Source organism: Lysobacter changpingensis (assembly GCF_017308985.1).
GTDB classification, from domain to species: Bacteria; Pseudomonadota; Gammaproteobacteria; order Xanthomonadales; family Xanthomonadaceae; genus Lysobacter_J; species Lysobacter_J changpingensis.
Genome location: NZ_JADWPE010000003.1, coordinates 231,985 through 247,231, shown reverse-complemented (window position 1 = coordinate 247,231; position 15,247 = coordinate 231,985). Strand labels below are relative to the sequence as shown.

The following is a 15,247-nucleotide window of genomic DNA, read 5'->3' as shown; positions in this document are numbered from 1 at the left end:
CCATGTTAGCCGCGCGCGCCTTGAGGCACGTGCCGGCCCGCCCGCATCGCCGACGCTAAAGAAGCCGGCACGCCGGCCGATGTATCCTTGAAGGTGTCCGGCGTTGGGGTCGTCGACCGTCCGGGAGCGGTCGCAGGGGGCATCGACTGGCCGGGCGCGGTCTTCACAGGGAAAGGCGAAGTGGAACAGGGGAAATGGATGCGGCTGCACAAGCCGCTTGCGGGATGGTTCGTGCTGTGCGGTCTGTTCGCGCCGGCCGGTGTGGCGCTGGGGCAGGGGCTGGATACGGCGGCGCAGGAACTGCTGCGCCAGCAGGAGCGCGAGCGCGCCCTGCGCGAGCAACAGGAAACGCGGCCCGACGTGCGCATGCAGGAGCCGGAGGCGCCGCGCGCCGACCGGCTGCCGGCCGACGAGTCGCCGTGCTTCGAGATCCGCGAGATCCGGCTGACGGGCGATGAGGCCGCGCGTTTCCAATGGGCGTTGCGGGCGGCCGACCCCGACGGGGATCGGGCGACCGGACGCTGCCTCGGCACGCAGGGCGTCAACGTGGTGATGAAGCGCGTGCAGAACGCCATCGTCGCGCGCGGTTTCGTCACCACGCGCGTGCTGGCCGCGCCGCAGGACCTCAACGCGGGCGTGCTCACGCTGACGCTGGTGCCCGGGCGCATCCGTGCGGTCCGCTTCGCCGACGGCGATGCGCGGGCGGCTGCATGGAACGCGGTGCCGGCGCGACGCGGCGACCTGCTCAACCTGCGCGACATCGAACAGGCGCTGGAGAACTTCAAGCGCGTTCCGACGGTGGAGGCCGACATCCAGATCGCGCCCGCCGACGGAAGCGATGCTCAGCCGGGCGAGAGCGACCTGGTGATCGCCTGGAAGCAGCGCGCACCGTTCCGCATCGGCGTGACGCTGGACGATTCCGGCAGCGAGGGCACCGGAAAGGTGCAGGCCGGCGCGACGGTGTCGCTCGACAACACGCTGCGCTGGAACGACCTCTTCTACGTCAACGTCGGCCACGACGCGTTCAACGGCGCGGGCAAGGGCACGTCCAGCTGGACCGCGCATTACGACGTCCCGTTCGGCTACTGGCTGGTCGGTGCAACCGCCAGCAGTTACGACTACCACCAGAACGTCGCCGGCGCGTTCGAGACCTACACCTACAGCGGCACCAGCGAGAACGCCGAGCTGCGCGTGTCGCGCCTGCTGTTCCGCAATGCCACCGTCAAGACCGGCGCCTATGCGCGCGGCTGGTGGCGCGAGTCGAAGAACTACGTCGACGACACCGAAGTCGAAGTGCAGCGCCGCCGCATGGCCGGCTGGGAGCTGGGCTTCACGCATCGCCAGTTCTTCGGCCAGGCGACGCTGGATGCGAGCGTCGCGTACCGCCGCGGCACCGGCGCGTTCGGTGCGTTGCCCGCGCCGGAGGAGGCGTTCGGCGAAGGCACGTCTCGCTCGAAGGTGATCACCGCCGACGCGCAGATCGCCGTCCCCTTCCAGCTGGGCGAACAGCGCCTGCGCTACACCGGCAGCTGGCGCGCGCAGTGGGAGCGCACGCCGCTGGTGCCGCAGGACCGCTTCTCGATCGGTGGCCGCTTCACCGTGCGCGGCTTCGACGGCGAACTCACCCTGGCCGGCGAACGCGGCTGGACCGTGCGCAACGACGTGGGCCTGACGCTCGGCGCGGGGCAGGAACTGTACCTGGGCGCGGACTACGGCCACGTCGGCGGGCCGTCCGCGCGATGGCTGCAGGGGCAGGAACTCGCCGGCGCGGTCGTCGGCCTGCGCGGCGGCGCGCATCGCCTGTACTGGGATGTGTTCGTCGGCGCGGCGATCGACCGGCCCTCGGGATTCCAGACCGATTACACCACCACCGGCTTCAGCCTGAGCTGGTCGTATTGACCGACGGAGGCGCAGGCCGCGTCCGTGTCCATTCGTGCAATGTAGGGAAGCTGTCGCATGAACAAGCATCTGTACCGCATCGTCTTCAACCGCGCGCTCGGCGTGCTGCAGGCCGTCGCGGAGATCGTCCGCCGGCCCGGCGCGAACGGCCCCGCGCAGGCGGGGACGACGACGGCCGTCCTGCGTCCGGTGAGCTTCGCGCTGTGGATGGCGCTGGGCTACGTGACGCTGGCGCACGACGCCTTCGCGCAGGTGGTGGCCGATCCCAACGCGCCGGGCAACCAGCGTCCGACCGTGATCACCGCGCCCAGCGGCGCGCCGCTGGTCAACATCACCACGCCCAGCGCGGCGGGCGTTTCGCGCAACACGTACCGGCAGTTCGACGTGGGCGCGCAGGGCGTCGTCCTCAACAACTCGCGCGCCGGCGCGCAGACGCAGCTGGGCGGTCCGGTGCAGGGCAATCCGTGGCTGGTCGGCGGCACTGCGCGGGTGATCCTCAACGAGGTCAACAGCGCCAATCCCAGCCATCTCAACGGCTACGTCGAAGTGGCCGGCGATCGCGCGCAGGTGGTGATCGCCAACCCCGCCGGCATCCGGGTCAACGGCGGCGGCTTCCTCAACGCCAGCCGCGCGACGCTGACCACCGGCACGCCGATCGTCAACGGCGGCGCGCTCGAAGGCTATCGCGTACAGGGCGGCGCGATCCGCGTGGACGGCGCCGGCCTCGATGCGACGCAGACCGACTACACCGATCTCATCGCGCGTTCGATCGAGGTCAACGCAGGCATCTGGGCCAGGCAGCTGCAGGCGACGCTGGGCGTCAACACGGTCAGCGCCGACCAGACCGCGATCACGCGCGACGCCGGCGCGACCACGGCGCCGTCGTTCGCGCTGGACGTGAGCCACCTCGGCGGCATGTACGCCAACAAGATCGTGCTGCTGGGCACGCAGGACGGCGTCGGCGTGCGCAACGCGGGCGAGATCGGCGCGCAGGCGGGCGAGCTGGTGGTCAACGTCGATGGCCGCCTGGAGAACACCGGTGCGATCCAGGCGAAGTCGGATGCGCGCATCGACACCACCGGCGGCGTCGCCAACGCCGGCACGCTCAGCGCGGCGCGCGAGCTGATCCTGCGCACCGGTGCGGACCTCGATAACAGCGGCGGCACGCTGAATGCACGTCGCGTCGCCGTGGACGCGCAATCGTTGCGCAACCGCGACGGTTCGATCGAACAGACCGGCCTGCAGGCGCTCGCGCTGAAGGCGGGCACGATCACCAACCGCGTGGGCGGTCGCATCGGCATTGCCGAAAGCGGCGGCGAGGGCGGCAGCAGCGGTGGCGGAAGCGGTACCGGTTCGGGCGGCACGGGTGGCACCGGTGGCGGTTCGACCGGCGGAAGCGGCGGCGATGCCGGAAGCGGCGGCGGTCTTCCCGATCTCACGCCGTTGCCCGACGGCGCGCTGAACATCGCCGGGACGCTCGACAACGACGGCGGCCGGATCAACGCCGGCGGCAACGTGAGCGTGGACATCGCGTCGGCCCTGCACAACGACGGCGGACATCTCGGCCTGCGGCAACTCACGATCGCGCAGGGCGAACTCACCAACGCCGGTGGCGAACTGAGCGTGTCGGGCGCCGCGAACGTGCACGCCGATCGCATCGTCAACGATGGCGGACGCTTCGAGGTGGCGGGCGATTTCGATCTCGGCGCGGCGCAGCTCTCCAACCGCGTGGGCCTGATCAGCCACAGCGGGCACGGCGATGCATCGCTGCGCGTGGACGGCACGTTCGACAACTCGGGCGGCACGCTCGCCAGCAACGGCGCGCGGCTGGACATCGAAGGCGGCGTCGTGGTCAACGAGGACGGCCGCATCGAACACGCCGGAACCGGCGGACTCCGCCTCGCCGCCGACACGCTGCGCGGCGCCGGCGGCGCGATCGTCACCGCCGGCACGGCCACGCTGGCCGTGGGCGAGGCCGATCATCGCGATGCCACGCTCGCCGCCACGCGCATCGCACTGGATGCCGCCGACTTCGACAATCGCGGCGGCACGCTGCTCGCCAGCGGCAACGACGCCAGTGCGTTGCGCGTCTCCGGCGTCCTCGACAACGGCGGCGGCAGCATCGCCGGCAACGGCGATCTGACGCTGTCGGCCGGCACCTTCGGCAATGCCGGCGGCACCGTGCAGCACGCGGGCGACGGCACGCTGACGGTGCAGGCGCAAACCCTGAACGGTGCGGGCGGCACCATTGCCGGTAATGGCGCGCTGCGGCTGTCGGGCGAGGCGATCGATCTGCGCGACGGCGCGACGCAGGCGCAGGCGATCGCCCTCGATGCCGGCACGCTGGTCACCGCCGGCGGCGACCTGATCTCCACCGGAAGCGAGGCGCTGTCGCTGAACGTTCGCGACGCGCTGGACAACACCGCGGGCAACATCGCCACCAACGGCGCGCTTCAACTCTCCGCCGCGACGCTGGACAATCGCGGCGGCACGCTGAGCGCGGCGGGGACCGCGACGTCCAACGTCGTCGTGAGCGGCGCGTTCGACAATGCCGGCGGCACGCTCGCGACCGCCGGCAACGCCGTGCTTGGCGTCGGCGATCTGCTCAATCGCGGCGGCATCGTGCAGTCGCAGCAGGCGTTGACCATCGATGCCACCGGCCGCCTCGACAACGCCGCGCAGGGCGTGCTGATGGCGAACGGCGACCTCACGCTGGCCGCGCAGACGCTCGACAACTCCGGCGGCGCGATCGAGCATGCGGGCAGCGGCGCACTGTCGATCGACGCCGATGCGCTGGAAGGCGAGGGCGGGCGCATCGCGAGCAACGGCGCGCTGACCATCACCGGCGAGCGCACGCAATTGCGCGACGCCACCACGTTCGGCCGCTCGGTGACCATCGACACCGGCGATCTCATCACCGCCGGTGGCACGCTCAGCGCGCTGGATGCGGGCACGATGACGCTGCATGCGGACGGCATGCTCGACAACACCGCCGGCGCGATCCTCACCAATGGCGCGTTGCAACTCGACGCCGCGGACCTGGTCAACACGGACGGCACGCTCAGCGCGTCCGGCGATGGCGAGAGCCGACTGGACGTGTCGGGCAGCCTCGACAACACGCGCGGCCTGATCGCCACCGATGCGGCGCTCGCGATCGCCGCCGACGAGCTGGTCAACCGCGACACGCGCGTCGCCGATCCCGATGCGGCGCCCAGGGGCATCCTCGCCGGGACGCTCGGCGTCCAGGCGCGTCACGTCGACAACACCGGCGGACAGATCGCCGCGAACACCACGCTCGCGCTGACCTCACAGCGCCTCGACAACGCGAACGGTCTGTTGAGCGCCGTGCAGTCGATGGCGATCGACGCCGCGACACTGGAAGGCGCGGGCGGCACGATCGCCAGCAACGGCACGCTGCAGCTCACCGGCGAAACCTTGAACCTGCGCGACGGCAGCACGACGGCGAACCGCATCGACATCGACGCCGGTTCGCTCGTCACCGCGGGCGGCCAGCTCAGTGCTGCCGGCACCGACGCGCTCGCACTGGACGTGCGCGACACGCTCGACAATCGCGGCGGCGTCATCGCCACCAACGGCGTCATCGACCTGACCGCGGGTGCGCTGAACAACATCGACGGGACCGTGCGCGCGGCGGGGACCGGATCGAGCATCTGGAGCGTCGCCGGAACGCTCGACAACACGCGCGGCGTGCTGGCCGCGGCGGGCGACGCGACGGTCCACGCGCTCGATCTGATCAACACCGGCGGAACGTTCCAGGCCGCCGGCAGCGCGCCGTTGAAGATCACCGCCGACGGGCAACTGGTCAACGACGACGGCACCATCGCCGCCAATGGCGCGATCGAACTCCAGGCCGCGTCGCTGAGCAATCGCGCCGGCCTGGTGCAGACGCAGCAGGGCATCGACGTGGAGGTTGCCGGCGCGTTCGACAACACGCTGGGCACCGTCGTGGCCGGCGGCGATCTGGGCGTGCGCGCGGGCAGCCTGCTCAACCGCGACACGCTGGATCCGGCGAACACCGACGCATCCGCGCAGCGCGGCCTGTTCGGCGATCGGGTCATCCTGCAGGCGCAGCAGCTCGACAACACGCGCGGCCAGATCGTGGCGCACGACGCGCTGTCGATCGGCGGCGGCACGCTGACCAACGCGTCCGGCCGCATCGATGGCGTGGGCAACGTCGACGTGCTCGTCGACGCGCTGGTCAACACCGACGGCGAACTCGTGCAGCGCGGCGAAAGCGGAATGCTCACGCTCGACGTCGCGCAATCGCTGGCGAACACCGCCGGCGGCCTGATCGGCGCGGAAGGCAGCGCACGCGTGACCGGCGGCTCGATCGACAACAGCGCCGGCGCGCTGTTCGCCCGCAACGGCCTGCAGGTGCAGTCCGATGCCGATCTTCGCAACGTGGCGGGCGTCGTGCGCAGCAACACGGACCTGACGATCGGCGCGGGCGGGCGGCTCGACAACACTGATGGCGTCATCGACGCCACCGGCCGTGCGACCGTGAACGCCACGCGCGTGGACAACGTGCGCGGGCAGATCCTCGCCAGCGCCAGCGATGCCGTAGCGCTGACCGTCTCTGCGTCCGCCCTCGACAACCGGGGCGGCACGGTGGGCACGCGCGACGGCGACGCCGTCCTGAACGTCGCCACCATCGACAACAGCGCGGGCGGCACGCTGGCGAGCCGTCGCGACCTCACGGTGAACGCGACGACGCTCGACAACCGCAACGGCACCGTCTTCGCCACCCGCGAGGCGCGCTTCCAGAACGGCGCCGCCACGCTGTTCAACGCGGCCGGGCAGTTCGGCGCCGGCGATACCGCCCGGCTGAACCTCGCGTCCATCGACAACGCCGGCGGCGGGCGCATCCAGGCCGGCTCGCTCTGGCTGAGCATGCCGACGCTGGACACCAGCGGCGGCGAGATCGCGGCCAACGCGCTGCATCTGCAGCTCGGCAGCCTCACCGGCACCGGCCGCGTGTACGGCGCGCAATGGCTGGACATCGATTTCACCGGCGATTTCACCTACGGCAACGGGCTGCGGCTGGAAAGCGACCGCCTGCTCGACCTGAGCGTCGCCGGCACCTTAACCAACCTGGGCACGCTGCAGACGCCGGGCGAACTGGCGATCACCGCCGGCCACCTGGTCAACCAGGGCACCATCAACGCCAGCAACGCCGACGGCACCGGCATCAACCGCATCACGGTGGGCGGCGTCATCGACAACCGCACGGGTGCGAGCCTGGAAGGCGACACGCTGTCGCTGATCGCCGGCAGCGTGGTCAACACCGGCGACATCGTCGGCGACGTGGTCGGCATCCAGGCCGACACGCTCGTGAACGGACGCGACCTGGGCACGCAGCAGGCCGCACGCGATTACGGCGAAGGCTTCATCGGCGCGGCGGTGGACCTGGACCTGCGCATCGGCCAGTCGCTGCGCAACCTCGACGGCGAGATCTTCAGCGCGGGCGACCTGTCGATCACCGGCCGTGGCGGCGACGGCACGCGCGTGGGCCAGGTGGACAACATCTCCGGCCGCATCCAGGCCGAAGGCGACGTGTACATCGCCGCGAACGCGATCCGCAACGAGCGTCGCGTGCTCCAGTTCGTGCAGGGCACGCTCTCGCCCGAACAGCAGGCCGCGATGACGCTGACGAACGCCGGCACGGACGCGATCACCTACGGCCAGACGCGCCAGCAACTGCTCGCCGACCACTGCACCGGCGGCTGCTTCGTGTTCCAGATCGACTCCTACGTCGAACGGATGACGCCGACGACCGGGCTGTTCGTGAACACCGACACCGTCACCGCGGCGGCGCAGATCGCTTCCGGCGGCGACATGACGCTGGAAGCCGGTTCGATCCTGAACCGCCATTCCTCCATCGCGGCGGGTTGGAACCTGTGGATCAACGGCGCCTCGCAGTCGGGCGCCAGCGGCGAAGGCGCGGGCGGCGTGAGCAACATCAGCCTGTCCGGCGAGCAGGTCTACCAGGTGACGGGCGAATACGAGGTGCAGTACCAGCGCTGCACCAGCCCGACCGGCCAGTGCTACTACGAACCCAATTTCGATTACGGCTCGTACAGCTACGGCACGATCACCCAGACCGTCACGCCGGCGGAGGGCCGCGCGACCATCACCGCCGGCAACGCGCTGGTCATCGAAACCGGCGGCGACCTCACCAATGCGGTGGTCGGCGCCGGTGCGGGACTGGGCGGCCTGAACGCGGGGTCGATCACGGGGCCGGGCAGCGTCGGGCTCACGGGCGCCAACGGCCGCAACGCCTCGGGCGCGTCGGCCACCGGCGGTGCGAACAGCCGCCAGGTGCAGGCCACGCGCGCGACGCAGCTCGCGCTGCAGGACCAGATCGGAAGCGCCGACAACCCGGCCAACGCCGCGCCGCAGACCGTCGGCGACGCGAACCAGCCGCTGCCCGGGCTGGTGCCTTCCGACAACGGCATGTTCGACGTCAGCGCCGATCCGAACGCGCGTTTCCTGGTGACCACGGCGCCGCGCTTCGCATCGAAGGGCGAGTGGACGAGTTCGGACTACCTGCTCGACGCGCTGCGCACCGATCCGGACGTCATCGACAAGCGCGTGGGCGACGGCTACTACGAGCAGCGCCTGGTGCTCGACCAGATCATGGCGTTGACGGGCCGCCGTTCGTTGAACGGACTGGACGACGCGTTCACCCAGTACCGCTCGCTCATGGACGGCGCGGCGGCGCAGGCGGAACGGCTCGGCCTCGCGCTGGGCGTCCCGCTGACCAGCACGCAGATCGCCGCGCTGGACCAGGACATCGTCTGGCTGGTCGAGCAGATCGTCGACGGCCAGAAGGTGCTGGTGCCGGTGGTCTACCTGTCGAAGGCCACCGCCGAGCGCCTGCGCGCGGACGGCGCGCTCATCGCCGGTGGTTCCGTCGACGTCGAAGCGGGTGGGAGGATCGACAACAGCGGCACGTTCTCCGCCGACATGGGCACCTGGCTCAGCGCCGATACGCTGATCAACGACGGCGCGATCCGTGGCGGCGACGTGCTCGACATCGCCACGCGCGGGGACACGATCAACCGCGGCTCGATGGAAGGCCGCACGATCGTCGTCGATGCCGGCGGTGACGTCGTCAACGCGCAGGTCAACGGCGGCCTGGCATGGCGCGGCGGCACGATCGCCGCCGGCGAAGGCGGCCTGCAGGTCTCGGCCGCGCGCGACGTGGTCAACCAGGGCACGCTCTCGAGCGACGGCAACGCGATCGTGGCCGCCGGCCGCGACTTCGTGCAGAAGGCGGCCGACGCCGCGGGTGCGGTGCGCGGCCCGGTGGCGGCGATCGCGAGCGGCGGCAGCACGTCGATCACCGCCGGCAACGACGTGGTGATCGATCGCAGCTCGGTGAACGCAGGCGGCCACGCCGTCGTCGATGCGGGCCGCGACGCGAAGTTCATCGCCTCCGAGGTCGGCGCCGGCGGCAGCATCGCCGTCACCGCCGGCCGCGATGTCGTCAGCGAAGCGGTCACCGACACGGTGTCGGGCACGTACGACACGTACAGCCGCCAGGGCAAGAAGCGCACGTGGACGACGACCACGTTCAGCAACGAAACCGTCACCGGCAGCACCTTCGAAGCCGGCGGCGACATCGCGATGGTGGCCGACCGCGACATCACGCTGGAAGCGGCGACGGTGCGCAGCGAGGAGGGCGGGATCGCGCTGGCGGCGGGACGCGACCTCACGCTGGAATCGGCGTACGAAACCGACCACACCGTCACCGACAGCATCAGCAAGAAGCGCAACACGTTGTCGAAGACCACCACGCGCACGCACAACGAGGTGACGGACACGACGGCGATCGGCACCACGCTCTCCGGCGAGCGCGTGGACCTGTCGGCCGGCAGCGACCTCACGCTGCGCGGCGCGGTCGTGGCGGGCGACCAGGGCGTGAGCCTCGTCGCAGGCGACGACATCGTCATCGAAACCGTCGTCAACACGCACACCGAATCGAACACGACCGACAAGAAGAAGTCCGGGGCCTTCGGCAACGGCGGCATCGGCTTCACCATCGGCAGCCAGAAGACCGGCAACACGCTGGACCTCAAGGAGACGACGCACACCGGAAGCCTGATCGGCAGCAGCGAAGGGCGCGTCGATATCGTCGCCGGCAAGGATGTCGCGATTCGCGGCTCGGACGTGCTGTCGGGCGCTGGCACGCTGATCACCGGCGCCAACGTGACCATCGAACACGTCGAGAACACGCTGGAAGTCAACCAGGGACAGTACGCGAAACAGGGCGGGTTGAATGTCAGCCTGAAGGGCGGCGTGGTGGACGCCGCGATGACGGTCTATGACAGCGCCAAGCGTGCGGATGAGGTCGAGGACGACCGGCTCAAGGGTCTGTATGCGGCGAAGGCCGGACAGGCCTTGTTCTCCAATGCGGGTGGCGACGGCATCGACAAGGCCATGGACCTGCAGAACTTCAATCCGCAGATGGACGCCGATGGCAACGTCACCGGAGCCGGTGGCATGAGCCTGCGCATCGGCATCGGTGCCAGCTCCAGCAAGAGCGACATCGCCACCAGCGAAACCACCGTGCAGGGCAGCACGATCCGCAGCAATGGCGAAGTCGCCATCGTCGCGCGCGAGGGCGATCTAACTGTCAGCGGCAGTCGCATCGAAGGCGAGGACGTCGCGCTGGCGGCCAAGCGCGGCATCGTGCTGCAAAGCGCGCAGGAGTCCACCGAGCAGCGCGAACGCAGCGAGGCATCGAGCGGCGAGATCGGCGTAACGATCGGTACGGAAGCCGGCATCGGCGTGTACGTCAGCGCCAGCGCGGCACGCGGCAAGGGTGATGGTGCGAGCACCAGCCACATCGAAACGGTGATCCAGGGCAACCAGAGCGTCACTTTCGTCAGCGGCAACGACACCACGCTGGAAGGCGCGCAGATCATCGGCGAGCGCGTCGTCGGCCAGGTCGGCGGCGACCTCACGATCCGCAGCCAGCAGGACATCGACGACTACAAGCGCAAGGACCAGAGCGCCGGTGTCGACGCGGCCGTCGGCATTGGCGGCGGATCGGTCAGCGTCAACTACGCACAGAGCAAGATCGACAGCAACTACACCAGTGTGCGTGAGCAGTCGGGCATCCAGGCCGGAGCAGGTGGGTTCCAGATCGACGTCAAGGGCCATACGCAGTTGGACGCAGGCGCGATCGCGAGCACTGCAGACCCGAGCAAGAATCACTTCAGCACCGGGTCGCTGGGCTATACGGATCTGAAGAACGAGGCCGAGTACAAGGCCACCAGTGTGAGTGTGAGCGTCAGCGGCGGCAGCGACGGTGGAAGTGGCAGCGGCGGATACGCCAACACCGGCGACAAGGCCAGCAGCACGACGAAGGCCGGTATCGCCGACGGCACGCTGATTGTGAAGGACGGCAGTGGCACCGGCATCGCGCGCGGCGCGACCGAGTTGCAGCAGGACGGTCTGAAGGAGGTCTTTGATGCGCAGACGGTCGCCGAGCAGATGGAGATGGGCCAGGTGGCCGCCCAGGTCGGGTTCACCGCAGTGGGTGATATCGCCCGCTCCATGACCCGCGACTACGACCGTGCAAAGGTGCAGAAGGAAGCTGCCGAATCCATCCTTAAGGACCCCAAGGCATCACCGTCCGACAAAGCCGTCGCTCAGCAGATGCTGACTGACGCCAACGGCACCATGGCGGCCAATCAAGCCAAGTACGACCTGTGGAAGGACGGTGGCACTGGCAAGACCATCGCGCATGCAGTGGCGGGGGCAATGTCAGCGGGGCTTGGGGGCGGAATTTCGCTCGATGGCGCATTGGGTGCGGCGGCGGCTGAGTTGGCGCGTCCTCTGACGGCCGATGAGAACAAGCTGGTCCAGGATCTTGTGAGCTTCACGATCGGTGGAGCGGTCGGCGGCACAAGTGGTGCCAGCACCGCACTGGCTGGCGAGGTGTACAACCGTCAGCTTCACCCCGATGAGGCGAAGTTCCTCCAGGATGACAAGGTCGTCGCCGATTACATCGAGTACATGGCGGCCAACGGTGTGTCGCTGACCGAGAGCGAGGCCCGCATCCGACTGGATCGTTACGGCGCAGCCGGCGAAGACGCCCACCGGGCGGCGGTCAATGGCAAGGACGCGATGACCGAAGCCTTCCTGGACAAGGAATCCAAGGGTCGCACCTATACCGACTCGAACGGCAATCAGCACGCCTATTTCCAGAGCACGGCCACGGAGTACAAGGACGAGACCATCAACCTCAACGCCTTGTACAACAACCGCTTCGACCCCGCGGTTCGCACGTTCCTGGATAACAACAAGGCGGCCGACGCAGGCCCCTCGGCAAAGAATCAGGCCCTTTATCATCAGGGGCAGCAGCAAGGCTATGCCACGGCGGACGCGCAAGCCGGCCTTGGCAGTGATGTCGTGGCTTTGGGCCAGGGTGTTCTTGGATATGTGGGCTCAGTGCTCAACAGCGGCAGCAGCGACCAGGTGGGGCCTTACGACGAACTGGCGTTGAAGAACAACTATCAGCTGCTGCTGAAGGATGAAGGCCGCTGGGATGAGGCCGGTTTTGTTGAGGCCGTCGACTGGGCGACGGCGCAGCGGTTGACGTGGGTGGGCATCGCTGCCGGTAGTGCATTGTCGGAGCTTGCCAAGGTGCCGGGGGCGATCCGGTCAGCGGGTGGAGGCGGAGATGCGGCGGTAGGCAAGCCGACGACCAACGGTGCGGGACGTGTCGAAACGCCGGATCACTTGCTGCCGGATAGCGTTCGCGGCGACGGACTGGCTGGACGCACTGCGCAGGAGGTCATCAATGACCTGAATGCAGGTCGCTTGCCAGGTAAGCCGATTGGTGGTCCGGGAACTCCCCGGGAGATGCCTGCAACTGGTAATCCGAATGCAGTAGCAGAGGAGTTTGCGTTGGGGTTCTTCGGAGGAAAGATGCCTCAAAAGGCTAGGCCGATTCCTAACAAACCAGGAGCATGGGTTGCCGAAGCGCCAGACGGCACAATCATTACGTATCGTCCTGCGGGGCAGGCAAGTTCAAGGACCAAAGGAACAACAGCCACTGTGGACATCAATAGCCCGAATGTGAATCAGCTGAATGCGGGAAAGAGCAGATTGGAACTTAAATTTCCATTGATAGGCGAAACAGGGCCAGGGGGCTGATCGATGAAGATGCCTGCTAGTGTCAGTCGGTGGCTGTTGTTCAATTTGCATACGCTGAGAGGAAATAGTGCTTCCCCGGATTTCTTCCCTGGGGGAGTCAACGACGCCGCCTACCCGGCGCGCACGCCAAGCGAACAGCAATTGGCCGTAGACATGATCTACCGGTGCCTAAAGTGTGGGCTGATCGATATCGATCCCGAGGGTTGGAGGCAAGCTTACGGGGTGGATGATATCGAGGGGTTTGCCGAGAGGCTGGCGCAAGTTGATCAGTTTGGAGGGCGTCGCCTTGACGAGGCAGCTCACAATAAACGCATGGATGACATGATGATTTGGTTGGGGCCCGAGCTTTATTGCACGGAAGCCGGCGAAGCACTGGTGAGTCGCTATTTTCCGCGGGCACTCGACCTGGAAGATGAGCGGAATGTCGCCGGCTTCAACGAGGAGATATGCGAACTGTTCGAGGCCAACGGCGTGCCATGGACGAACGAGGCGCTGATTCCGTTACGCTTCTGAGGTGTTGATACTTGGAATGATGAAAACGGCTACATCAGATGATCAAGAGCTCTGGAGGCTGGAGGGCTACCGGAAGGCATTCGAGCGTGGTGATCGATTTCGGCTTCGTTCCTTACATCGATAAAGCGATGATTGATCGAGCCGTTGCTCTTGCGCGCAAGCCAGCGTAGCCCGGGTAGGCGAAGCGCACGCGGGATGCCGACGACATGACGATGCGTTTCCCCGGGTGAGAGCCATGTAGGGCTGTGGCTGTTCGCGTGCCGTTAGGCGCTCAGGCAAGCCGGAGAAGATCTTCAAGAAACGAGGTGAAGTAGTGAGTTCAAGATTGCTAGGCGTAACCGTCCTGATATGCGCTGGCGTAACGGGGTGTTCGTTCATAGGCGACACCATCAAGAGCGAGTTGTCCTCGTATGCGGAACCGCATGACGGCGAGCGCGCACATATCCGCCTGATCGGCTCGCGCAACGTCAAGGTGTATCCCGACAGTACGTGCGTGAGTCATCTGGTGCCGGGCAGCGGATATCCAGCCGGGCCGCAGATGGGCGGCCAGCGCAAGCGCGATCTGGGCATGCCGAAGGGCGCCGAGGCGCCAAAACATTACGTGGAGATCGCCGCCAGCGCCGGCCAGCCGATTTCGGCGGCGTTCTCGTTCTATCGCGAATCGTCCATGCCCGGCACCCCGGGCACTGGCGCGCCCGGCACGCGCAATTCGGCGAGTTGCTACGCCGCAGGCAGTTTCGTTCCGCAGGTCGGACGGAACTACGAGGTGGTCAGCCATTGGGTCGCGGGCGATTGTGCCGTGCAGGTGTATGAGCTGGTGCAGGAGCCGGATGGGCTTCGGCGGGCCAAGGTCGAGAGTCGGGCGGCTCAGGGATGTCCGGTGCCCGTGACTCCTCCGTCGTCGTAATCGGGTTGCATGGATGGGAGCTTCGAGGATGTCATCCCCGCTGAAGTGGGCCTGGTCGGTCTTGGCCATCCTCTGCACGTTGCTGATCCTGGGCACGACTGCATTGCACATCGCATCGCGCACCGTTCGTGCGCGGATCGATCTCAAGCCGGGCGCGCAGGTCTCGATTCCCGTGTTCCGGTTCGTGCCCGACTCGCCGCGATTGTCGATGGAGTTCGACGTCCCGGCGCAAGCGAGTCCATCGACGGGATTCGCGCGGAGGCGGCCCGAGCTGGGCGAGTGGAGGCCTTCGCAGAGAGAGGGAACGCTGTACTTCGCCAATCCCGGCGAAGCGGTCAAACTCCGCGTTGCCGATCGCACGCGCCCGCAAGTATACGAGGCGCTTCCGGCCGGCGGTTGGAGCAGGGACCGGATACACCGAAGCCTGACCCCATTCCTGGACGACGGCGATCCAACACGCTTCCGTTGGCCGCCGCGGCTTCCTTCCAGATCGATTCCGGCGGGCCGGTCGACGTTGGACATCACGGTCCTGGAAGTCGGCGACGCCATCCAAGGCGAGCGCGTCACGGTCGTCGTCGAGCCGCCGCTGACGTTCAAGCGCGGCACCGGCGGCCCGATCGACTGGCTCTGGTACTTCTACTTCTGGCCGTTCTACGCGGTGATCCTGGGCATCGCGGGCGGGGTGCTCGCATACATCACGCGCAAGGAATTGCGTCGCACGCGGTAGTCGCGGCATGG

Annotated in this window: 5 protein-coding genes; all 5 read left to right on the top strand. The window is 67.9% G+C overall.

Annotated features, from left to right (window positions below):
• Positions 1–198: 198 nt before the first annotated feature.
• The 5 genes from I4U41_RS07925 (at position 199) to I4U41_RS07905 (ending at position 15,236) form a co-directional block, all read left to right on the top strand.
• Positions 199–1,899: a ShlB/FhaC/HecB family hemolysin secretion/activation protein gene (locus I4U41_RS07925; RefSeq protein WP_206861583.1), complete on the top strand. Its 1,701-nt coding sequence runs from the start codon at positions 199–201 to the stop codon at positions 1,897–1,899.
• 57 nt (positions 1,900–1,956) lie between these two features.
• Positions 1,957–13,089: a hemagglutinin repeat-containing protein gene (locus I4U41_RS07920; protein ID WP_206860613.1), complete on the top strand. Its 11,133-nt coding sequence runs from the start codon at positions 1,957–1,959 to the stop codon at positions 13,087–13,089.
• Between the two features lie 3 nt (positions 13,090–13,092).
• Positions 13,093–13,602, top strand: a complete 510-nt coding sequence (locus tag I4U41_RS07915) for a hypothetical protein (protein ID WP_206860612.1) — start codon at positions 13,093–13,095, stop codon at positions 13,600–13,602.
• A gap of 400 nt (positions 13,603–14,002) precedes the next feature.
• Positions 14,003–14,509 carry a hypothetical protein gene (locus I4U41_RS07910; protein ID WP_206860611.1) on the top strand — a complete coding sequence of 169 codons (507 nt, stop codon included), beginning with the start codon at positions 14,003–14,005 and terminating at the stop codon, positions 14,507–14,509.
• A gap of 28 nt (positions 14,510–14,537) precedes the next feature.
• On the top strand, positions 14,538–15,236 hold the full coding sequence (locus tag I4U41_RS07905; RefSeq protein ID WP_206860610.1) for a hypothetical protein: 699 nt from the start codon (positions 14,538–14,540) through the stop codon (positions 15,234–15,236).
• Positions 15,237–15,247: the final 11 nt, after the last annotated feature.